Annotated in this window: 20 protein-coding genes; 7 read left to right on the forward strand and 13 right to left on the reverse strand. The window is 71.8% G+C overall.

The window, feature by feature from the left end; translation table 11 throughout:
• Positions 1-26: 26 nt before the first annotated feature.
• Complete coding sequence (locus tag HD595_RS29105) at positions 27-1,040, reverse strand: S8 family peptidase (RefSeq protein WP_253774482.1); 1,014 nt, start codon at positions 1,038-1,040, stop codon at positions 27-29.
• A 176-nt stretch (positions 1,041-1,216) separates the two neighbouring features.
• Between HD595_RS29105 and HD595_RS29110 the strand changes: the two genes are divergently transcribed.
• A complete protein-coding gene (locus HD595_RS29110) occupies positions 1,217-1,711 on the forward strand; it encodes a DUF3145 domain-containing protein (protein ID WP_175602497.1) in 495 nt (164 codons plus the stop codon).
• 105 nt (positions 1,712-1,816) lie between these two features.
• Here HD595_RS29110 and HD595_RS29115 read toward each other — a convergent pair whose 3' ends face one another.
• The 9 genes from HD595_RS29115 to HD595_RS29155 all read right to left on the reverse strand — a co-directional run bounded on the left by HD595_RS29115 (position 1,817) and on the right by HD595_RS29155 (position 10,032).
• Positions 1,817-3,241: an acyl-CoA carboxylase subunit beta gene (locus tag HD595_RS29115; RefSeq protein WP_253774484.1), complete on the reverse strand. Its 1,425-nt coding sequence runs from the start codon at positions 3,239-3,241 to the stop codon at positions 1,817-1,819.
• Entirely contained in the window at positions 3,241-4,473 is a 1,233-nt protein-coding gene (gene fabF / locus HD595_RS29120; RefSeq protein ID WP_253774486.1) for a beta-ketoacyl-ACP synthase II, read from the reverse strand. Before fabF ends, HD595_RS29115 begins: the two co-directional genes overlap by 1 nt.
• Positions 4,474-4,543: 70 nt before the next feature.
• Positions 4,544-4,783 carry an acyl carrier protein gene (locus HD595_RS29125; RefSeq protein ID WP_148030187.1) on the reverse strand — a complete coding sequence of 80 codons (240 nt, stop codon included), beginning with the start codon at positions 4,781-4,783 and terminating at the stop codon, positions 4,544-4,546.
• An 87-nt stretch (positions 4,784-4,870) separates the two neighbouring features.
• Entirely contained in the window at positions 4,871-5,827 is a 957-nt protein-coding gene (locus HD595_RS29130; protein ID WP_253774488.1) for a beta-ketoacyl-ACP synthase III, read from the reverse strand.
• Positions 5,824-6,720: an ACP S-malonyltransferase gene (locus HD595_RS29135; RefSeq protein ID WP_253774490.1), complete on the reverse strand. Its 897-nt coding sequence runs from the start codon at positions 6,718-6,720 to the stop codon at positions 5,824-5,826. The genes HD595_RS29130 and HD595_RS29135 overlap by 4 nt, the downstream gene beginning before the upstream one ends.
• Positions 6,721-6,864: 144 nt before the next feature.
• Positions 6,865-7,989, reverse strand: coding sequence for a PucR family transcriptional regulator (locus tag HD595_RS29140; protein ID WP_253781352.1), 1,125 nt, complete (start codon positions 7,987-7,989; stop codon positions 6,865-6,867).
• 121 nt (positions 7,990-8,110) lie between these two features.
• Complete coding sequence (locus HD595_RS29145) at positions 8,111-8,542, reverse strand: DUF350 domain-containing protein (protein WP_253774491.1); 432 nt, start codon at positions 8,540-8,542, stop codon at positions 8,111-8,113.
• The gene (locus HD595_RS29150; protein WP_253774493.1) at positions 8,539-9,687 is read right to left on the reverse strand and encodes a glutathionylspermidine synthase family protein; all 1,149 of its coding nucleotides are present in this window, start codon (positions 9,685-9,687) and stop codon (positions 8,539-8,541) included. The genes HD595_RS29145 and HD595_RS29150 overlap by 4 nt, the downstream gene beginning before the upstream one ends.
• 3 nt (positions 9,688-9,690) lie before the next feature.
• On the reverse strand, positions 9,691-10,032 hold the full coding sequence (locus HD595_RS29155; protein ID WP_253774495.1) for a hypothetical protein: 342 nt from the start codon (positions 10,030-10,032) through the stop codon (positions 9,691-9,693).
• Positions 10,033-10,196: 164 nt separating this feature from the next.
• Here HD595_RS29155 and HD595_RS29160 point away from each other — a divergent pair, with 164 nt between their 5' ends.
• Together HD595_RS29160 and HD595_RS29165 are read left to right on the forward strand one after the other, a co-directional pair.
• Entirely contained in the window at positions 10,197-11,225 is a 1,029-nt protein-coding gene (locus tag HD595_RS29160; RefSeq protein WP_253774497.1) for a PHP domain-containing protein, read from the forward strand.
• 115 nt (positions 11,226-11,340) lie between these two features.
• Complete coding sequence (locus HD595_RS29165; protein ID WP_253774499.1) at positions 11,341-12,072, forward strand: helix-turn-helix transcriptional regulator; 732 nt, start codon at positions 11,341-11,343, stop codon at positions 12,070-12,072.
• A gap of 280 nt (positions 12,073-12,352) precedes the next feature.
• Here HD595_RS29165 and HD595_RS29170 read toward each other — a convergent pair whose 3' ends face one another.
• From HD595_RS29170 to aceE, 3 genes are all read right to left on the reverse strand, one after another.
• Positions 12,353-13,117 carry a maleylpyruvate isomerase family mycothiol-dependent enzyme gene (locus HD595_RS29170; RefSeq protein WP_253774501.1) on the reverse strand — a complete coding sequence of 255 codons (765 nt, stop codon included), beginning with the start codon at positions 13,115-13,117 and terminating at the stop codon, positions 12,353-12,355.
• 25 nt (positions 13,118-13,142) lie between these two features.
• Positions 13,143-14,639 carry an alpha/beta hydrolase gene (locus HD595_RS29175; protein WP_253774503.1) on the reverse strand — a complete coding sequence of 499 codons (1,497 nt, stop codon included), beginning with the start codon at positions 14,637-14,639 and terminating at the stop codon, positions 13,143-13,145.
• Positions 14,640-14,771: 132 nt separating this feature from the next.
• A complete protein-coding gene (gene aceE / locus HD595_RS29180) occupies positions 14,772-17,519 on the reverse strand; it encodes a pyruvate dehydrogenase (acetyl-transferring), homodimeric type (protein ID WP_344582412.1) in 2,748 nt (915 codons plus the stop codon).
• Positions 17,520-18,308: 789 nt separating this feature from the next.
• Here aceE and HD595_RS29185 point away from each other — a divergent pair.
• The 4 genes from HD595_RS29185 to HD595_RS29200 all read left to right on the forward strand — a co-directional run bounded on the left by HD595_RS29185 (position 18,309) and on the right by HD595_RS29200 (position 19,945).
• The gene (locus HD595_RS29185) at positions 18,309-18,491 is read left to right on the forward strand and encodes a DUF1918 domain-containing protein (protein WP_253774505.1); all 183 of its coding nucleotides are present in this window, start codon (positions 18,309-18,311) and stop codon (positions 18,489-18,491) included.
• Positions 18,492-18,500: 9 nt separating this feature from the next.
• Entirely contained in the window at positions 18,501-18,908 is a 408-nt protein-coding gene (locus HD595_RS29190; protein ID WP_253774507.1) for a secondary thiamine-phosphate synthase enzyme YjbQ, read from the forward strand.
• A 116-nt stretch (positions 18,909-19,024) separates the two neighbouring features.
• Entirely contained in the window at positions 19,025-19,453 is a 429-nt protein-coding gene (locus HD595_RS29195) for a DUF3052 domain-containing protein (RefSeq protein ID WP_175602481.1), read from the forward strand.
• A gap of 30 nt (positions 19,454-19,483) precedes the next feature.
• Complete coding sequence (locus tag HD595_RS29200; RefSeq protein ID WP_420540721.1) at positions 19,484-19,945, forward strand: peroxiredoxin; 462 nt, start codon at positions 19,484-19,486, stop codon at positions 19,943-19,945.
• Position 19,946: the final 1 nt, after the last annotated feature.

Consider the following 19,946-nt stretch of genomic DNA (forward strand, 5'->3'; position numbering starts at 1 on the left):
AACTGGCCGAGGACTGAGCGTAAACTCTACAGACTCGACGGGACGAGAGACCCCAGATCAGGGATTTGCCTGGCCCTCGCCGGATCGAGCACGCGCCGGGCCGCGTCCTGCGCCGGGAGGTCCCGCGCGGCGTCGGCGATCGCGCCCGCCACCAGGGCGGCGGCGAACGACGTCCCGCTCCACGCCGCGTACCCCCCGAACTCTCCTGTCTCCAGATAACTGCTGGTCAGCCACTCGCCGCGGGCGCACGCGTCGACCCAGGTGCCGTGGGCGGTGAACGGCGCCGGCCGCTGCTCGGCGGCGTCCACCGCGCCCACCGCGATCACCCCCTGCAGCGCGGCCGGCCAGAACGGCCGGTCGTCGGCCGTGTTGCCCGCGCAGGCCACCTTCACCGTGTCGGGCAGCCCCTTGAGCGCGTCGGCCAGCAGGGGCGGCGGGCGGTCGTCGAAGGTGTAGCAGCCGAAGGACAGGTTGATCACCTGGGGCGCCCGTTCCCGCATGCGGTTCAGCGCCCGGATCACCGTCGCCTCGTCGCCGACGCCGTCGCCGTCGAGGACCCGCCGCGCGCACAGCGACACGCCCGGCGCGCGGCGCAGGATGAGCCCGGCCAGGAACGTGCCATGGCCGGCCTGCGTGCCCTCGGCGGCGTCGCCGTCGTCGCGGCCCAGCTCGCCGTACCACTCGCTGGACTCCCACCACGGATGCTTGGCGACGCCCGTGTCGAGCAGGCCGACGAGCACGTCCGAGCGGCCCCTGGAGGGCCGGCTTGGCGCCTGGCGCACCGGGAACGGCCGGGACGCCGGGCCGCCGAAGAACAGCGGCTGGCCGGCGACCACGTGGTTGGGGGAGGCCCGGAAGCCGCGGTCGCGGAGATCGCCGGCGATCTCGCACACGTCGACCCCGCGCGACAGATGGATCACGCAGACGCCGTCGCCCTCGGAGACCGCCTGGGTCCAGCGCGCCACCGCGGACAGGGCGCTGCGGTCGGTGAGCACCTGACCTGGGCGGATGAGCGCCTCGCCGGCATATTCGATGTCCATGTGCCGGTACCTATCCCCGAGGTGGCCCCCTGTCACGTGCCACAGCCGCAACAACTTGGTATGGGCCCCCTCTGGTGCCGGATTGCGACCGACGGTAGTCTCTCCCTAGTCACTTGTGATCATCCCAGGACGAGGCCGTTGGGGAAGGCGCACCTCGTACCGAAACGGGAGGTCCGGTGTCTGCTCGTGGCGTGCTCTACGTCCACTCGGCTCAGCCCGCGCTGTGCCCTCATATCGAATGGGCGGTCGCGGGTGTCCTTGGCGTGCCCGTGGACCTGACGTGGACGCCGCAACCAGCCGCGCCCAACGTCGTGCGGGCGCAGGCGGAGTGGGAGGGCCGCCCCGGCATCGCGGCCGCCATCACGTCCTCGCTCATGGGCTGGCAGCGCATCAGGTTCGAGATCACCGAGGACGCCTCGCCGGGCGTCGACGGGTCCCGCCACGCCTACACGCCGACGCTCGGCGCCTTCAGCGCGGTGATCGGAGCGGCGGGCGACATCATGATCCCTGAGGACCGCCTGCGCACGGTGATGATGATGGCCGCGCAGGGCCGGTGCGTCCTGGAGGACGAGCTGGACAAGCTGCTCGGCCGGCCGTGGGACGAGGAGCTGGAGCCGTTCCGCTACGCCGGCGACGGCGCCCCCGTCCGCTGGCTGCACGCCGCCGTCTGACCCTGCTCTCCTCTTCGCGAGGCGTCGCCTGGTCGAACGCCGATGGGCCCCGCACCTGGCAAGGTGCGGGGCCCATCGGGGTTGTCCGGAGTGCGGTCTCCCTGGTTACAGGGGGATGTTGCCGTGCGCGCCGCGGGCCGGGGTGGCCTGGGCGAGCACCTTGGCGATCGCGCCGCGCGTCTCCTTGGGCTCGATGACCTCGTCGATCACGCCGAGCTCCTGCGCGCGGGCCAGGCCGCCGGCCAGCTTCTCGTGCTCCTCGGCCAGGCGCTGCTCCAGCTCCGCCCGCTCCTCGTCGGGCGCCGCCGCCAGCTCGCGCCGCTTGAGGATGCGCACCGCCGCCACCGCGCCCATGACCGCGACCTCGGTCGTCGGCCAGGCGAACACCTTGGTGGCGCCGAGCGCGCGGGAGTTCATGGCGATGTACGCTCCGCCGTACGCCTTGCGGGTGACCAGCGTGACGCGCGGCACGGACGCCTCGGCGAAGGCGTGCAGCAGCTTGGCGCCGCGGCGGACCACGCCGTCGTGCTCCTGGCCGACGCCGGGCAGGTAGCCGGGGACGTCCACGAGGACGACCAGCGGTACCCCGAAGGCATCGCACATGCGCACGAACCGGGCGGCCTTCTCCGCGGAGGTCGCGTCGAGGCAGCCGCCGAGCCGCATCGGGTTGTTGGCGATCACACCGACGGTGCGGCCGCCGAGCCGGCCGAGGGTGGTGACGATGTTGGGCGCCCACTTGGGGTGCAGCTCCACGCCGGGCTCGTCGAGCAGGCCGTTGACCAGCGGCTTGACGTCGTAGGCGCGGCGCGCCGAGTCGGGCAGCAGGCTGGAGAAGTCGACCTCGTCCACCGCGGAGGTGCGCACCCGGCCCTGGTGGCCGAGCAGGACGGCGAGCTGGCGCGCCTTGAGCAGCGCGTCGGTCTCGGTCTTGGTGACGACGTGGACGACGCCGCTGCGCTTGCTGTGGGGCTCGGGGCCGCCCAGCGCGGCGCTGTCGACGTCCTCGCCGGTGACGCTGCGCACCACGTCGGGGCCGGTGACGAAGATGCGGCCGGAGTCGGCCAGGATGACCAGGTCGGTCAGCGCCGGGCCGTAGGCGGCGCCGCCCGCGGCCGGGCCGACGACCACGGAGATCTGCGGGACGACGCCGGACGCCTTGGTCATGGCGGCGAAGACCCGGCCGACGGCGTGCAGCGACTCGACGCCTTCGGCGAGTCGCGCACCGCCGGAGTGCCAGATCCCGATGACCGGCACCCGCTCTCGGACGGCCACGTCGTAGGCGTGCACGATGTGCTCGCAGCCCTCGCCGCCCATCGCGCCGCCCTGGAAGCGAGCGTCACTGCAGAACGCGACGACAGGGACCCCCTCCACGCGGCCCGTCGCGGCGAGCACGCCGCTCTTGTCCTCGGGAGTGATCAGCCGCAGCGAGCCCTCGTCGAGCAGCGCGGCCAGGCGGACGGCCGGGTCGCGGGGATCAGCGGGCTCCTGATCGGAGCCGCTGGTCACCACCCTGTTGTCGAGCACGGTCATTAAGCCCCCTTGAAGACGACGGTGGCGTTGTGCCCGCCGAACCCGAACGAGTTGTTGACCGCGGCGATGTCGCCGGCGGGCAGCTCGCGGTTGGCGCCGTGGACGATCTCCACCTCGATCCCGTCGTCGGGGTCGGAGAGGTTGATCGTCGCGGGGACGATCCGCTCCTGCAGCGCCTTGATCGTGAAGACGGACTCGATGCCGCCCGCGCCGCCCAGCAGGTGGCCGGTCATGGACTTGGTCGAGGTGACCAGCGGGTGGGTGCCGATGGCCTTGGCGACCGCCTGCACCTCGACGACGTCGCCCGCGGGGGTCGAGGTGGCGTGGGCGTTGACGTGCTTGACGTCCAGGCCGGCGATGTCGGCGTCGTTGAGCGCCTGCGTCATCGCCATGATGACGCCCCGGCCCTCCGGCTCCGGCTGGGTGATGTGGTGGGAGTCGGCGGAGTAGCCGACGCCCGCGGCGTAGGCGTAGATCCGCGCGCCCCGCGCCCGGGCGTGCTCCTCGGACTCCAGCACGATGATGCCGGCGCCCTCGCCGAGCACGAAGCCGTCACGCTCACGGTCCCAGGGCCGCGACGCGCCGGCCGGGTCGTCGTTGCGGGTGGACATGGCCCGCGCGGCGGCGAAGGCCGCCACGTTGAGGCCGTGGATCGCCGCCTCGGTGCCGCCGGCCACGACGACGTCGGCGCGCCCGGACCTGATCATGTCCATGGCGTAGCCGATGGCCTCGGCTCCGGAGGCGCAGGCGGACACGGTGGCGTGCACGCCGGCCTGGGCGCCGAGGTCGAGGCCGACCCAGGCGGCCGGGCCGTTCGGCATGAGCATGGGCACGGTGAACGGCGAGAGCCGGTTCCAGCCGCGCTCCTTGTAGGTGTCGTAGGCCGACAGCGTCGTGTTGATGCCGCCGATGCCGCTGGACACCACGACGCCGAGCCGCTCACGCGCGACGTCGGGGGCGCCCGCGTCCTGCCACGCCTCGCGCGCCGCCACGAGGGCGAACTGCTCGCTGCGGTCGAGGCGGCGGGCCTCGGGCCGGGGCAGCACCTCGGCCGGGTCGACGGCGGCCGTCCCCGCGAACTTCACGGGGACGGTGTCGACCCAGTCCTCGGTGATGGTCTTGACGCCCGACTGACCGGCGAGGAGCGCCGACCAGGTCGAGGTGACGTCTCCACCGACGGGCGTCGTCGCGCCGAGCCCGGTGACGACGACACGTACCCGGTTCGCACTCACGTTTCGCGCTCCTTGTCGATCAGTAGGGTGAAGGTTCAGGCGATCGGCGGCCCGGAGACCGCGACGATCGTCAGTTCTGGATGAAGGTGAGGACGTCCTTGACCGTCTTCAGGTTCTTGAGCTGGTCGTCGGGAATCTCGACGCCGAACTCGTCCTGGGCGGCCACGGCGATCTCGACCATGGACAGGGAGTCGATGTCGAGGTCGTCCACGAAGCTCTTCTCGGGAGTCACCTCGGAGGCCGGGATGCCGGTGATCTCGTTGATGATCTTGCCGAGGCCCTCGAGGATCTCCTGCTCGGTGGCAGCCATGTCGTCGTTCTCCTTTGGGTTCTATCTGGATCTGTACGGCTCACGCCGTACAAGCTGTGTCCGGTACGGCGGGAGCCGTACCGGATCCTACGGAACCTCGATCACTTGGCCCGCATAGGTGAGGCCGGCGCCGAAGCCCAGAACGAGCGCGAGGTCGCCGGAGCGGACCTCGCCGCGCTCGATCATGCGCGAGAGCGCCAGCGGGATGGACGCCGCCGAGGTGTTGCCGGCGGTGACGATGTCCCGCGCGACCACGGCCTTGTCGGCGCCGAGCTTGCGCGCGATCGCCTCGATGATGCGCAGGTTGGCCTGGTGCGGCACGAACGCGGCCAGCTCCGACGGGTCGACGCCGGCGCGCTCGCACGCCTGCCTGGCCACCGGGTGCAGCGCGGTGGTGGCCCAGCGGAACACCGCCTGGCCCTCCTGGTGGAGGCTGTCGTTGCGGTCGGGGATGATGATCGCGTCGGACTTGTCGCCGGAGCTGCCCCACACGACCGGCCCGATGCCGGGCGTGTCGGACGGGGCCACCACCGCGGCGCCCGCGCCGTCGGCGAAGATCACGGCGGTGGACCGGTCGGTCGGGTCCACCCACTGCGACAGCTTCTCGGAGCCGATGACCAGCACGTTGCGCGCCGAGCCGCCGCGGACGGCGGCGCTGGCGGTGGCCAGCGCGTAGCAGAAGCCGGCGCAGGCGGCGTTGACGTCGAACGCGCCGGGCGAGTCGATGCCGAGCCGGTGGGCGACCACGGCGGCGGCGTTGGGGATCTGCGTCTCCAGCGTGCAGGTGGCGACGATCACCAGGTCGACGTCGCTCGCCGACAGGCCGCTGGCGGCCAGCGCCTTGCCGCCGGCCTGGACGGCCATGTCCTCGACCGACTCGCCCTCGGCGGCGATGCGGCGCTCCCGGATGCCGACCCGCGACTGGATCCACTCGTCGTTGGTGTCCATGACCTTGGCCAGGTCGTCGTTGGTGACGATGGTGGCCGGCTGGTAGTGGCCGAAGGCCAGGATCTTCGCGCCGGGCGCGACGTCGGGGATCCTCACTTGGTCAGCTCCTTGGCCGCGTCGATGTCGTCGGGGGTCTTCAGCGCGACCGTCGGCACGCCCCGCAGCGCGCGCTTGGCCAGGCCGGTCAGGGTGCCGCCGGGCAGCAGCTCGATGATCGCGGTGACGCCCTGCTCGGCCATCGTGGCCATGCAGGAGTCCCAGCGGACGGGGCTGCTGACCTGCTTGACCAGCCGGTCGAGGAAGTCGGCGCCGCTCGTGACGACCTGGCCGTCGGCGTTGGACAGCAGCCGGACGGCCGGGTCGGCGGGCGTCACGCCGAGCGCGGCGTCGCGCAGGGTGGCGACGGCCGGAGCCATGTGGACGGTGTGGAAGGCGCCCGCGACGGCGAGCGGGCGCAGCCGGGCGCGCTCGGGCGCGTCGTCCTGGAAGGCGGCGAGCTGCTCCAGCGTGCCGCCGGCGACGATCTGGCCGGCGCCGTTGATGTTGGCGGGGGTCAGGCCGTGCCGCTCGATGGCGGCCAGCACCTCGGCCTCGTCGCCGCCGAGCACGGCGGTCATGCCGGTCTCGGTGACGGCCGCGGCCTTGGCCATGGCCTGGGCGCGCTCGCGGACCAGCGCGAGGGCCTGCTCGGCGGTGAGCGTCCCGGCGAGGGCGGCGGCGGCGAACTCGCCGACGCTGTGCCCGGCCACCAGGTCGGGCCGGACGCCGAGCGCCTCGGCGGAGGCCAGCGCGGCGGCCACGAGCAGGGGCTGGGCGACCGCGGTGTCGCGGATCTCGTCGGCCCCGGCCGTCGTGCCGTAGGTGATGAGGTCCAGGCCCACGACCTCGGACCACGCGGCGAGCCGGTCGGCCAGACCCGGCAGCTCAAGCCACGGTGTCAGGAAACCTGGGGTCTGGGCGCCCTGGCCCGGAGCGACGATTGCAAGCACAAAAACCACCTTGCCCTGTAGAGGTTCGACACGCGGCTAAGGATCCGTACGAACTTTGTCCAACACCTTTTGTAGGGTTCCTACAGTGGGGGTTTCGGGATGATTACGTTAGGGCCGCCATGTCACGGCCGCGTCACCGCGTACCTACGTGAGCGCCCGCCACATCGCGGCGCTCTCCGAGAGCCGCCCCAGGATGAGGCCGACCTGGAGGGTGAACGCGGAGCGCCCCTCGGTCGGCTGGTAGCCGGTCAGCTCCGTGATCTTGCGCAGGCGGTAGCGGACCGTGTTGGGATGGACGAACAGCAGCCGCGCCGTCGCCTCCAGCGACGTGCCCTGCTCCAGGTACGTGGCCAGCGTGTCGAGCAGCGGCGTGCCCGCCAGCGGCAGGTAGACGTTCTCCACGAGCTGCTCGCGGGCGTCCTCGTCGCCGTCGAGCGCCCGCTCGGCGAGCAGGTCGTCGGCGTGCACGGGCCGGGGCGCGTCGGGCCAGCCGGAGGACGCCTTCAGCCCGGCCAGGGCGGCCCGCGCGGAGCGCGCGGCGGCGTGCAGGTCGGGCACCTCCGGGCCGATGACGATCGGGCCCGGCCCGAAGCGGGCCACCACCTGCCGGGCCGCGTCGTTGACGCTGCCCGCGCCGCCCACGATGACGATCAGCCGGTCGGCCTGCACCCCGGCCAGCAGGTCCATGCCGATGCGGCGGCCCTTCTCGCGCAGCCCGTCGATCACCGCGCGCGGGTCGTCGTCGGGGGCGTGCCCGGCGATGACGACCACGGGGGAGGAGGTCCAGCCGAGCGCGGCGGCCCACGAGTGGAGGCCGTCGTCGACCTCGCCCCGCACCAGCGCGTCCACGATCAGCGCCTCCAGCCGGGCGTCCCAGGAGCCGCGCGCCTCGGCCTCGCGGGCGTAGACCTGGGCGGCGGCGAAGGCGACGTCGCGGGTGTAGCGCAGCATGGCCTGCTGGAGCTGGTCCTCGCCGCCGGGCGCGGCCAGCTCGTCGCTCTGCGCCTCGACGACCTCCACGACGATGCGCACGATGTCGACCGTCTGCTGGAGCGAGATCGAGCGCTTCAGCTCGCGCGGCGCGGTGCCGAAGAACTCGATGCTGGGCGTCGGCCGGTCCTCGCCGGCGTGCTGGAACCACTCCACGAACGCGGCGATCCCGGCCTGCGCCACCAGGCCCACCCAGGAGCGGTCCTCGGCGCTGAGCGCGCGGAACCACGGCAGCTGCTCGTCCATGCGCGCCATGGCCGCCGTGCCGAGCGCGCCCATGGCGCGCTCCAGCCTGCGGGTGGTGTCCTCCCGGGTCCGGTCCGTCACGCCTCTAGAGTGCCAGGTCCGTCGAGATGACCGCGACGAGCACCCTCACGGGCGCCGTCCGGATGACGGCGGCTCAGATGACGGCGACGGCGGTGATCAGGCCGATCGCCACGTGCGTGGCGGCCAGCAGCCGCGTGCCCGGCTGCACCTCCGGCTCCTTGACCAGGTCGCGGACCGAGATGCCGACCACCTTGTCGAAGACCATCATCGCCACGGTCTGCACCACGATGCCCACCAGGCCGAAGACCGCCGTGCCGGCCAGGCCCTCGACCAGGCGCCCGCCGGAGGACCAGATCGAGGCGGCCACGATGAGACCCACGGCGACCATGGCCGAGGTGGCGAGCAGGGTGGCGTTGGGGTTGCGCTCGGTACGGATGATCGAGCTGAGCTTGCCGGGGGTGGCGAGGTCGATCACGTAGAAGCCGATGATCAGCAGCGCCACGCCGACGGCGGCGTACGCGGCGATGGCGCCCGAGCCGCGGGCGAGGGTTTCCAGCAGGGTCATGATCGCTCGATTCGGTGGGGGACGAAGGAGGAGGTGTCATCGGTGATGAGGCCCGTGGTCTCACGGATGCCCAGGCCGGCCGCCTCGTCGGCGACCACCCAGGCGCCGAGCACCGGTCGCTGGCCGTCGAACTCGGGCAGGGCCTCGAAGCCCTGGTGGACGAAGCCCTCGCGGCCGTACTCGCCCGGCGTCTCGTGGGCGCCGCCGGGGGTGACGACGCGCATCGACGCCCCCTCCCTGCCGAGCAGCGGCTTGACGATGTACGAGGTCAGGTCGCGGGGCCCGTCGAGGTAGGCGGGCAGCAGGTTGGGGTGGCCCGGGTACAGCTCCCACAGCACCGCGAGCAGTGCCTTGTTCGACAGCAGGACCTTCCACAGGGGCTCGATCCAGGTGCCGTGCCGGACGGCGTGCCGCCCGAACGGGTCGGCCAGCATCCACTCCCACGGGTACAGCTTGAAGATCGAGCGGATCCAGCGCTCCTCGACGTCGGAGAAGCGCCGGTTGAGGTCGTCCCAGCCGACGTCCTCCATGGCCACCGCCACCGTGGAGCGGCCGGCCTGCTCGGCCGTCTCCTGCAGGTAGGCGAGCGTCATCGCCTCCTCGCCGGTCTCGTCCATGGCGGTCCAGGCGAAGTGGGTGGGACCGGGCGGCAGCGCCATGGCCGCCCAGCGGTCGACGAGCCGCTCGTGGACGGAGTTCCACTGGTCGTCGTCCGGGTGCGTGTCCTTCAGCCAGAACCACTGCACCACCGCCGACTCCACCAGCGAGGTGGGCGTGTCGGCGTTGTACTCCAGCAGCTTGGCCGGGCCGGTGCCGTCGTAGCGCAGGTCGAAGCGGCCGTACAGGTGGGGGTCGCGCCGCTCCCACGAGCGCCGCACGTCCTCGACGGCCCATCCGGGGATGGCGAAGTCCGCGAAGCGGCCGGTCTCCACGACGTGGGCCGCGGCGCGCAGGCACATCTCGTGCAGCTCCTCGACCTGCGCCTCCAGCTCCTCGACCTCGGCCATGGAGAAGACGTAGTGGACGGACTCGTCCCAGTACGGCCGGCTCAGCCCCTCGGGATGGGCCGCGCGGTGGTAGGCCAGCCCCTGGCTCTCTATGATCTTGTCCCAGCCGGGCCGGGGTGTGCCGTATGCGCGCCGCACGCCTCAGCTCCCGCTGCTGGAGCGGCCGCCGAAGCCGCCCCGCTGGATCGACTTGCCGCCGCGGGAGGAGATCGACACGTCGGAGGGGCGGTAGGAGGAGCCGCCGCGCACGCGGGTGCCGACCCGGGTGCCGCCGTAGTACCAGTGGTAGGCGCCGCGCGAGCCACCGCCGTAGTAGTGGACGGTGCCGTCGTCATCGTCGTCGCAGTAGTCCTCGTCGACGACCTCGTACGTGCCGTCGGGCAGCTGCTGGCTCATGTCGACGCAGTCGGCGGTGACGTCGTCGTCGTCCTGGGCGGCGCAGTAGGCGACGATCATGACCGAGACGATGCCGATGACGGACAACGTGACCACTTTGGACGCCATGGACCGCTGGGGCGGTTGGTGCTGCTGCGGTGGTCGCGGTTGTCCCATGAGCTCCTGCTTTCGTTGGCCGATCAGCCTATCGGGGGCCACCCGCGGCATCAATGTCGATTAGGTGACGAACCGCACGGGGGTAGGAGTTCCCCATGACACCGGTCGAAGCCCTGCGTGAGATCGCCTTCCTCCTGGAGCGGGCCGGCGAGCCCACGTACCGCGTGCGCGCCTTCCGCCGCGCCGCCGCCGTCGCCGAGTCCACGCCCCACGACGAGCTCGTACGGCTGGCCGGCGCGGGCGGCCTCGCGGACCTGCCCGGCATCGGCAAGGTCACCGCCCTGGCCATCACCGAGGCCCTGGGCGGCGAGGTCCCCGCGTACCTGCGCAGGCTGCGCGCCACCGAGGGCGCGGACCTGGACGAGGAGACCGCGGCGTTGCGCGCGGCGCTCAAGGGCGACCTGCACAGCCACTCCGACTGGTCGGACGGCGGGTCGCCGATCGAGGAGATGGCCGAGACGGCCCGCGCGCTCGGCCACGAGTACTGGGCGCTGACCGACCACTCGCCCCGGCTGACGATCGCCAACGGCCTGTCGCCCGCCCGGCTGCGCCGCCAGCTCGACCAGGTCGAACGGCTCAACGAGCGGCTGGCGCCGTTCCGGGTCCTCACCGGCATCGAGGTGGACGTCAACCTCGACGGCACCCTCGACCAGGAGCCCGAGCTGCTGGAACGCCTCGACGTGGTCGTCGCCAGCGTCCACTCCAAGCTGCGCATGAACCGCCACGAGATGACCCGCCGCATGGTCGCCGCCGTGGCGAACCCGCACGTGGACGTGCTGGGCCACTGCACGGGACGCGTCGTGCGCGGCGGCGGCCGGCGCGGCGGGGTGCGGCCGGAGTCGGAGTTCGACGCCGAGGTCGTCTTCGAGGCGTGCCGCAGGTTCGGGGTGGCCGTGGAGATCAACTCGCGGCCGGACCGGCTCGACCCGCCCAAGCGGCTGATGCTGCTCGCGTACGAGACGGGGTGCGACTTCGCGATCGACTCCGACGCGCACGCGCCGGGGCAGCTCGACTGGCAGCGGTTCGGGTGCGAGCGGGCGGCCCGGTGCGGGATCGAGGCCGGCCGGATCGTGAACACCTGGCCGGTGGAGGAACTGGTGTCCTGGACGCGCCGCGGGTCGTGACCGGGGCGGGCCCTCGCTCGGGCGGTCAGACCCTGCTGGCGCGGGGGTGAGGGGCATGTGGCGTGGGGCGTCGCGGGAGGCGTGATTGTCGGTGGCGGCGCGTAGCGTCGCGGTCGTGAACCGTACCGACCGGCTGTACGCGCTCGTCGAGGACCTGCGCGCGATCTCCCCACGCTGCCGCTCGGCGCGCGAGCTCGCCCGCCGGTTCGAGGTGAGCGTCCGCACGATCGAGCGCGACATCATCGCGCTCCAGGAGTCCGGGGTGCCGATCCACGCCGAGCCGGGCCGCAGGGGCGGTTACGCGCTCGACAAGGCGATGTCGCTGCCCCCGCTCAACTTCACCCCGGCCGAGGCCGTGGCCATCGCCCTGGCCCTCAGCAGGTCGGGCGACCAGCCGTTCGGGCGGCAGGCGCGCAGCGCGCTGCGCAAGGTCGTGGCCGCGATGCCCGGCCGCGAGGGCGAGCTGGCGCGCGAGCTGGCCCGCCGGGTGCGCGTGGTCGCCGAGCCCGGCGGCGACGGCACGGGCGCCCGGCTGCTCGGCGCCGCGGGCGTCTCGCGGGCGATCGAGGAGGCGCTGCTGCGCCGCCGCGTGCTGCGGCTGGAGTACGCCGACGCCAAGGGCGCGCTGACCACGCGCGACGTGGAGCCCGGCGTGTTCCTGGGCGGGCGCGGCGGCTACTGGTACCTCGTCGGGTGGTGCCGGTTACGCGACGACGTGCGGGTCTTCCGGCTCGACCGCATCGCCTCGGCCGGCGTCACGGGCGAGCGCTGCCCCGACCGGCCGCTGGAGGGGTTCACGCCGGACGTTCCGGAGATGGTGTTGCACGGCACCGTACTCGATCAGTAGCTCGAAAACTCGTCCGGAAACACCGACATAGGGCTGTCGTTTCGCCATGGGATCGTCATTGTGTTCGATAACCGAGCGCGGGTCGTGAGCCAGGGTCTTTCACCTGAGTCATGAGCCGCGGCGAGCCGCCGCCGGCGCCTTCCCCGCCGGCCCCCGCCCGCCCCGGCTCGTGACGGGCCGCGCGGTCCTCGCGCCGCGCGGCCCCGTCCCTGGACTCGCCGCCGACCGCCGAGCGGCGGCGCGTCCAGGGCCTTTCCGCCGCACCGGCTCCCTGCCGCGGTCAGAAGGCGGCCGCGGCGAGCCAGCGGTCCAGGAAGGGACGGTCGCCGAAGACGGTCAGCGCGGGGGAGAAGCGCCGGCCGTACAGCATGAGCAGCAGGTCACGCGCGGGGCCGCGGACGGCCGCGTCGGCCTTGGCGTGGCCGCGCGTCCAGGTGATCACACCCTCGGGGCCCTGCGTGACGGTCCACTCGCCCGCGCCCTCCGGCGAGCCCGCCGGCGGGTCGGTGGCGTGGAGATGGATCGTGGCGCCCTCCGCGCCCAGCTCGGCCAGGCGGCGGGTGATCCAGGCGGCGTGCGGCAGGTTGCCGAGGAACTCCTCGACGCCGTCCAGCGCCGCCGCCACGGTCACCGCCGGCTCGGCGCCCAGCGCCAGCTCGGCGTCGATCCGGTGGACCAGCAGCTCGAACGTCATCCGCCGCGCCCAGTACGCCGCCGACTGCTCGCCGCCCCACGACCACACCCGCGTGGCCGGGTCGGTGGCCCGCAGCGTGTCCAGCAGCTCGGCCGCGCCCCGCGCCAGCCAGGCCGGGTCGCCGCTCGCGCCCTCGGGCAGCCCGTTGGGCACCTGCCGCGACCAGATCCGCTCCTGGACCCGGTCGCGCAGGATGTGGGTCACCCACCGGTGCGTGGTGCCGACGTGGGTGACCAGGTCGGCGACGGTCCAGCCGGGACAGGTGGGCACGCGCGTGCCCGGATCGGCCCCGCTCACCAGCTCGACGAGCCGGGCCGCCTCACCCTCGATCAGCATCGGATAGTCGGTCACGGTCCCGAGCCTAGACGGGGGCCGCTCAGGTCGCCTCGCAGACGGCGCCCCGGGCCGGGAGCTTGCCGGTGAGGAGGTAGGCGTCGATCCGGCGCTGGATGCAGCGGTTGCCCGACGTGTACGCGCCGTGCCCCTCGCCCTCGTACGTCAGCAGCCGCGCGGTGCCGAGCTCCCTGGTCAGGCGCGGCGCCCACTGGTACGGCGTGGCCGGGTCGCCCTTGCCGCCCACCACCAGGATCGGGCCCGACCCGGCGGCGTTCACGTGCCGCGCCTGGTCGCTGCCCGCGACCGGCCAGAACCGGCACAGCCCGCCCGAGCCCTCACCGCCGAACAGCGGCGAGATCCCGGTCGAGCGCTCCCACGTGCGGCGCAGCTGCGCGTCGTCGGGCCGCTCGGCCGAGTCCACGCACGTGATGGCCGGGAAGCTGGACATCTGAGTGCTGTAGTGACCGCGCTGGTCACGCCCGGTGTAGGAGTCGGCCAGGAACATCAGCGCCTCGCCCCGTCCCTTGATCCCCGCGGCGATCGCCTTCTCCAGGAACGGCCACGACAGCTCCGAGTACAGGGCGGCGGCCACGCCCGTGGAGGCCAGGCCCTGGGTGAGCTGCCGTCCGTCCACGGTGAGCGGCCGGGTCACCAGGCGGTTCATGAGCCGGTCGACGTTGGCGCCGGCGGCCTTGACGCTCTTGCCGAAGTCGCAGCCCTCCTGCACGCAGTTCTTCAGGAAGGTCTCGTACTCCCGCTGGAAGCCGCGCGTCTGCGCGATCGTGCGCTCCGAGAACGTGATCGACGGGTCGAGCGGGGCGTCGAGCACCATCCGGCCGACGTTCTTCGGGAACAGGGTGGCGTACACGGCGCCGAGCTGCGTGCCGTACGACATGCCGAAGTAGTTGAGCTTGGGGTCCTTGAGCGCTTCGCGCAGCCGGTCCATGTCGCGGGCGGCGTTCACGGTGCCCACGTACGGCAGGACCCGGCCGGCGTCGCGCTGGCAGAGCCGGGCGAACTCCTTGTTGGCGGCCTGCCCGGCCAGGCGGGTCTGCTCGGTGAGCGGCAGCGTGTTGAGCGACACCCAGCGGTCCATGTCGGCGTCGGAGCCGCAGCGCACGCCCGCGCTGCGCTCGACGCCGCGGGGGTCGAAGCTGACCAGGTCGTAGCGGCCGCGCAGCGACTCGAACTGCTTGGCGGCCTGGTCGAGGGTGTCCACCCCGGAGCCGCCGGGACCGCCGAAGTTGAACACGAGCGAGCCGAGGCGGTGCTTGCCGGTGGCCGCGATCTTGATGAGGGCGAGCTGGATCGTGTCGCCGCCGGGGTTGTTGTAGTCGAGCGGCACCGCGAGCTTGGCGCACCTGACCGAGGGGTCCTGCTGCGCCGGGGTCTGGCCGCCGGGCCGTTTGATGTCCGTGCACGGCCCCCACACGATGGGCGGTACGGCGCCCTTGGGATCGGTGTCGGGTTTCGCCGTGCCCGCGCAGGCTGTGGCGGACACGGCCAGCGCGGCGGTGACGGCCAGGACATGACGCATGAAAGCTCCCCCTCGACTCTCAGGGGGAAGTAGTGCCCACAATACGTGAGACTCCACCAGGAACGGTGTGAGGCGCCGCGCCCTTCGCGAACGCGTCGCCTCACCCCGCCTGTCGTGGTCGTGCGCGCCGGGTCAGACGCCCATCGACTGCGTGTCGTTGCTCTCGGCGCCGCCGGCCTCGGTCACGCCGTTCTTGAGGTGGTAGCGGGCGATCGCCTCACTCAGCACCTCGCCGTCGAGCTCGCCGCGCTTGACCAGGCTCGTGAGCACGGCCAGCGTGATCGACGCCGCGTCGACGTGGAAGTGGCGGCGCAGCGCCGAGCGGGTGTCGGACAGGCCGAACCCGTCGGTGCCGAGCGACGACCAGTCACCCGGGACCCACTGGGCGATCTGGTCCTGCACGGCCTTCATGTAGTCGCTGACGCCCACGAACGGGCCCCGCGCCTGCGACAGCGCCTGGGTCACGTACGGCACGCGCGGCTCGGCCTCCGGGTTGAGCAGGTTGTGCTCGTCGCAGGCGAGCGCGTCGCGGCGCAGCTCGCTCCACGACGTCGCCGACCAGACGTCGGCCGACACGCCCCAGTCCTCGGCCAGCATCCGCTGGGCCTCCACGGCCCACGGGCCCGCCACGCCGGAGGCGAGGATGTTGGCCTTCGGGCCCTGCGTCTGCGGGCCGTCGGCGAACTTGTACAGGCCCTTGAGCAGGCCGTCCACGTCGATCCCGGCCGGCTCGGCCGGCTGCAGGTAGGGCTCGTTGTAGACGGTCAGGTAGTAGAAGACGTCCTCGGGCTGCTCGCCGTACATGCGGCGCAGGCCGTCCTTGACGATGTGCGCCACCTCGAACGCCCACGACGGGTCGTAGGAGATCGCGGCCGGGTTGGTCGAGGCGATGAGCGGCGTGTGGCCGTCCTCGTGCTGCAGGCCCTCGCCGTTCAGCGTCGTGCGGCCGGCCGTGGCGCCGAGCAGGAAGCCGCGGCCCATCTGGTCGCCGAGCTGCCACATCTGGTCGCCGGTGCGCTGCCAGCCGAACATCGAGTAGAAGATGTAGATCGGGATCATGTGCTCGCCGTGCGTGGCGTACGAGGTGCCGGCGGCGATCGCCGACGCCATCGAGCCCGACTCGCTGATGCCCTCGTGCAGGATCTGGCCCTGCACGGCCTCCTTGTACGACAGCAGCAGCTCGCGGTCGACGGCCTCGTACGTTTGGCCGTGCGGCGAGTAGATCTTGGCCGTCGGGAACATCGCGTCGAGACCGAACGTGCGCGCCTCGTCGGGGATGATCGGCACGAACCGGTGGCCGATCTCCTTGTCGCGCATGAGGTCCTTCAGCAGGCGCACGAACGCCATGGTGGTGGCCACCTGCTGCTTGCCCGAGCCCTTGCCGAACGTCTTGTAGACGTCGTCGCCGGGCAGCTTGACGGGCTTGGCGCGCACCACGCGCTTGGGCAGCACGCCGCCCAGCGCCGCGCGGCGCTCCTTCATGTACTCGATCTCGGGGTCGTTCTCGCCCGGGTGGAAGTACGGGGGCAGCTCGCCCTCCAGCGCGGAGTCCGGGATCGGCAGGTAGAGCCGGTCGCGGAACTCCTTCAGCTCGGCCTTGGTGAGCTTCTTCATCTGGTGGGTGGCGTTGCGCGCCTCGAAGTCCTTGCCCAGGGTCCAGCCCTTGATGGTCTGGGCGAGGATGACGGTCGGCTGGCCGACGTGCTCGCGGGCCGCCTTGAACGCGGCGTAGACCTTGCGGTAGTCGTGGCCGCCGCGCGACAGCTTGCGGATGTCGTCGTCGGTCAGGTGCTCGACCATCTTGCGCAGGCGCGGGTCGCCGCCGAAGAAGTTCTCGCGGATGTAGGCGCCCGACTCGACCGAGTAGGTCTGGAACTGGCCGTCGGGGGTGGTGTTCATCTGGTTGACCAGCACGCCGTCGACGTCGGCGGCCAGCAGCGGGTCCCAGTCGCGGCCCCAGACGACCTTGATGACGTTCCAGCCGGCGCCGCGGAAGTAGGACTCCAGCTCCTGGATGATCTTGCCGTTGCCGCGTACCGGGCCGTCGAGGCGCTGCAGGTTGCAGTTGATGACGAAGGTGAGGTTGTCGAGCTCCTCACGGGCCGCCACGCCGATGGCGCCGAGCGACTCGGGCTCGTCCATCTCGCCGTCGCCGAGGAACGCCCAGACGTGGCTGCGGCTGGTGTCCTTGATCTGCCGGTTGAGCAGGTAGCGGTTGAAGCGCGCCTGGTAGATGGCGCCGATCGGGCCCAGACCCATCGACACCGTGGGGAACTCCCAGAAGTCGGGCATCAGGCGCGGGTGCGGGTAGGAGGGCAGGCCGTGGAAGCCGTGCGAGAGCTCCTGCCGGAACGCGTCGAGCTGGGCCTCGTTGAGGCGGCCCTCCAGGAAGGCGCGGGCGTAGATGCCGGGCGCGGCGTGGCCCTGGAAGAAGACCTGGTCGCCGGACTCGCCGTGGTCCTTGCCGCGGAAGAAGTGGTTGAAGCCCACCTCGTAGAGGGACGCGGCGGAGGCGTAGGTGGCGATGTGGCCGCCGACGTTGGTGCGCGCGTTGGCGCGGGACACCATGATCGCGGCGTTCCAGCGGATGTAGGCGCGGATGCGGCGCTCGACGTGCTCGTCACCCGGGAACCACGGCTCGCGCTCCGGCGGGATCGTGTTGATGTAGTCGGTGCTGCGCAGGCCAGGCACGCCGACCTGGTGCTCGCGGGCGCGCTCCAGCATGCGGAGCATGAGATAACGGGCCCTCGTGCGGCCCTCGGTCTTGACGACGTTGTCGAGGGACTCGAGCCACTCGTTGGTCTCGCTGGGGTCGACATCAGGCAACTGGCTGGGTAGGCCGTCGCTGATGATCGAGAAACGCTGGCGTCCGGAAGCCACTGGGTCTCGCCTTCCGAGGATGACGGATGTCTGGTCTGGGTCGCCTTCCATCCTGGTCGCTCGTCGTAGAAAGTGCATCTCTACTGGCCGGTAACCAGGACGTCCCTGCTGGCAGGGCGGCTAGTGGTGGCCTAGACCACCGATGGTAGGACGAATCAAGGGCCAAGGTTACATTGGCCGGCCAATTTAACAAGTCGGGAAAACCTGGGAAATTTCGCCCTCATGTGTGGAGTATCCCCCGAAGGGTGGACACCGTCATCCGCGGGGGGCGGGACGGCCCGCACGCCGCGCGATTCTAGCCGCCGGACCTGGTGCGACGACCACGCGACGCCGCCCCAGGGGTGTCGCCCCAGGGGTAAGGGAAGTCTCGCCCAGGCCCCGCGCGATCGCATGCCGTGCCCCCGGCGTCCCGTGATCACCTTCGCGGTCGGAGCATGTCCCGTCCCGTGCCGCGCGCCCCCGAATCCCGGGCCCCTGCACTCCCGATTCTCCGCGCCCGCTCACGTTCGGTGTTCACGTGCCGGGCCCCGCGCGCGACGGGCCCACAGAAGGGGTGCGTATCCGGCGCGCCCGACAACCTTCTTCAGGAGGGCGGCCTCAAGGAAGGGGGCAGCCGGACGGAGCTGACCGATCAGACCTCGGCTTGCCGGGACGCCGGGCGTGTCGTCCAGGAGAGGGGGCCCGGGGCGTTCGAGCAGCGTAACGGTTCGGTCATGATTTTTCCTGACCTCGTGGTGGGAGGCGGACATCCCCCTTTTCGTTTGGCGGCCATCGTACGAATGTGGAGATATGAACGCGACGGTAGGCGATCGGCTCCTCGTGCACGGGAACGTCGTCGGAGAAATGGATCACGGGGGAGTCATCATCGAGATCCACGGGGCGAACGGCGGCCCCCCGTACATCGTGCGGTTCGACGACGGGCACACCGGACTGGTGTTTCCCGGCCCGGATGCGGTCATCGTGCCTCAGTAGAATTCACGTGTGAGATCCCAGATCATCTCCGTGGCCACGGGTTCGCGCGAGACCGTGCACGACATAACGCCGGCGTGCGCGGACTTCGTGCGCGAACAGGGCGAGGACGGCCTGCTGCATGTCTTCGTCCCGCACGCGACCGCCGGCGTGGTCCTGATCGAGCTGGGTTCGGGCAGCGACGACGACCTGATCGCCGCGCTGCGCGACCTGCTGCCGGCCGACGACCGATGGCGTCACGCCCACGGCTCGCGCGGGCACGGCAGGTCTCACGTGATGCCGGCGCTCATCCCGCCGTACGCCACCGTCCCGGTGGTCGGCGGCCGGCTGGCGCTGGGCACCTGGCAGTCGATCGCCCTCGTCGACCTCAATGTCGACAACCCGCAACGCCAGGTTCGACTGTCATTTCTGTCCGATTAATTATGGCCGCCTACGGCCGTACCCGTGGCGACCGTTGACGACTGAGGGTCACAGCGTGTGGACTGTCCCGAAGCGATAACCGCACAAGCGGGGCCACTCAAGCAGGAGGGATAAACGTGAGCGCGACCGCGGGTCAGGCGCAGGGCGAGCGCGGCCTGGCCGAACGACTCGGCCTCAAGCCGGGTCAGGTGGTGCAGGAGATCGGTTGGGACGAGGACGTCGACGAAAAGCTTCGCGAGTCCATCGAGAACCTGACCGGCAACGAGCTGTTGGACGAGGACACCGACGACGTCGTCGATGTGGTGCTGCTGTGGTGGCGTGACGGCGACGGGGACCTGTTCGACGTCCTGAGCGACGCCATGCGAGGCCTCGCCGAAGGCGGCCAGATCTGGCTGCTGACTCCGAAGGCCGGACGCGACGGCCACGTGGAGCCGAGCGACATCGGGGAGGACGCCGCGACCGCGGGTCTCTCGCAGACCAGCAGCATCTCCGCCGCCCCCGACTGGTCGGGGACCAGGCTCGTCTCGCCCAAGGGGCGACGCTAGGGAGCATCAGCGCCGGCCGGATACGGCAGGATGAGTCCCGTGACGCAACATCCTGCCGCGGTGGGCGCCGTGGCTCCGGACTTCGAGCTTCAGGACCAGCACGGCACGCCCGTGAGGCTGTCCGGCTTCCGGGGCCGGAAGGTCGTGCTGGTCTTCTACCCGCTTGCCTTCAGCGGGGTCTGCCAGAGCGAGCTGGCCGCCCTGCGCGATCTCGACACCGACGCGCAGATCCTCACCGTCTCGGTCGACTCCCTGTTCACGCACCGTGCCTGGGCGGACCAGGAGGGTTACGGTTTTCCCCTGCTCTCCGACTTCTGGCCACATGGACAGGTCGCCCGGGCGTACGGTGTCTTCGACGATGCGAAAGGCATCGCGCGGCGTGGCACCTTCATCATCGACGGTGGGGGCGTGATCCGGTGGTCGGTGGTCAACCCGGCCGGCACCGCACGTGACGTCGCCGCCTACGTGAAGGCACTCGCCGACATCTCGTAAC

It is taken from the genome of Nonomuraea roseoviolacea subsp. carminata, from assembly GCF_024172185.1.
GTDB classification, from domain to species: Bacteria; Actinomycetota; Actinomycetes; order Streptosporangiales; family Streptosporangiaceae; genus Nonomuraea; species Nonomuraea roseoviolacea.

Coding starts and splice junctions, on each gene's coding strand:
- HD595_RS29105 (WP_253774482.1), bottom strand. CDS start 1,040: ATGGACATCGAATATGCCGGCGAGGCGCTCATCCGCCCAGGTCAGGTG.
- HD595_RS29140 (WP_253781352.1), bottom strand. CDS start 7,989: ATGGGCGCGCTCGGCACGGCGGCCATGGCGCGCATGGACGAGCAGCTG.
- HD595_RS29185 (WP_253774505.1), top strand. CDS start 18,309: ATGAACGCGACGGTAGGCGATCGGCTCCTCGTGCACGGGAACGTCGTC.
- HD595_RS29200 (WP_420540721.1), top strand. CDS start 19,484: ATGAGTCCCGTGACGCAACATCCTGCCGCGGTGGGCGCCGTGGCTCCG.
- HD595_RS29145 (WP_253774491.1), bottom strand. CDS start 8,542: ATGACCCTGCTGGAAACCCTCGCCCGCGGCTCGGGCGCCATCGCCGCG.
- HD595_RS29160 (WP_253774497.1), top strand. CDS start 10,197: ATGACACCGGTCGAAGCCCTGCGTGAGATCGCCTTCCTCCTGGAGCGG.
- HD595_RS29125 (WP_148030187.1), bottom strand. CDS start 4,783: ATGGCTGCCACCGAGCAGGAGATCCTCGAGGGCCTCGGCAAGATCATC.
- HD595_RS29175 (WP_253774503.1), bottom strand. CDS start 14,639: ATGCGTCATGTCCTGGCCGTCACCGCCGCGCTGGCCGTGTCCGCCACA.
- HD595_RS29115 (WP_253774484.1), bottom strand. CDS start 3,241: ATGACCGTGCTCGACAACAGGGTGGTGACCAGCGGCTCCGATCAGGAG.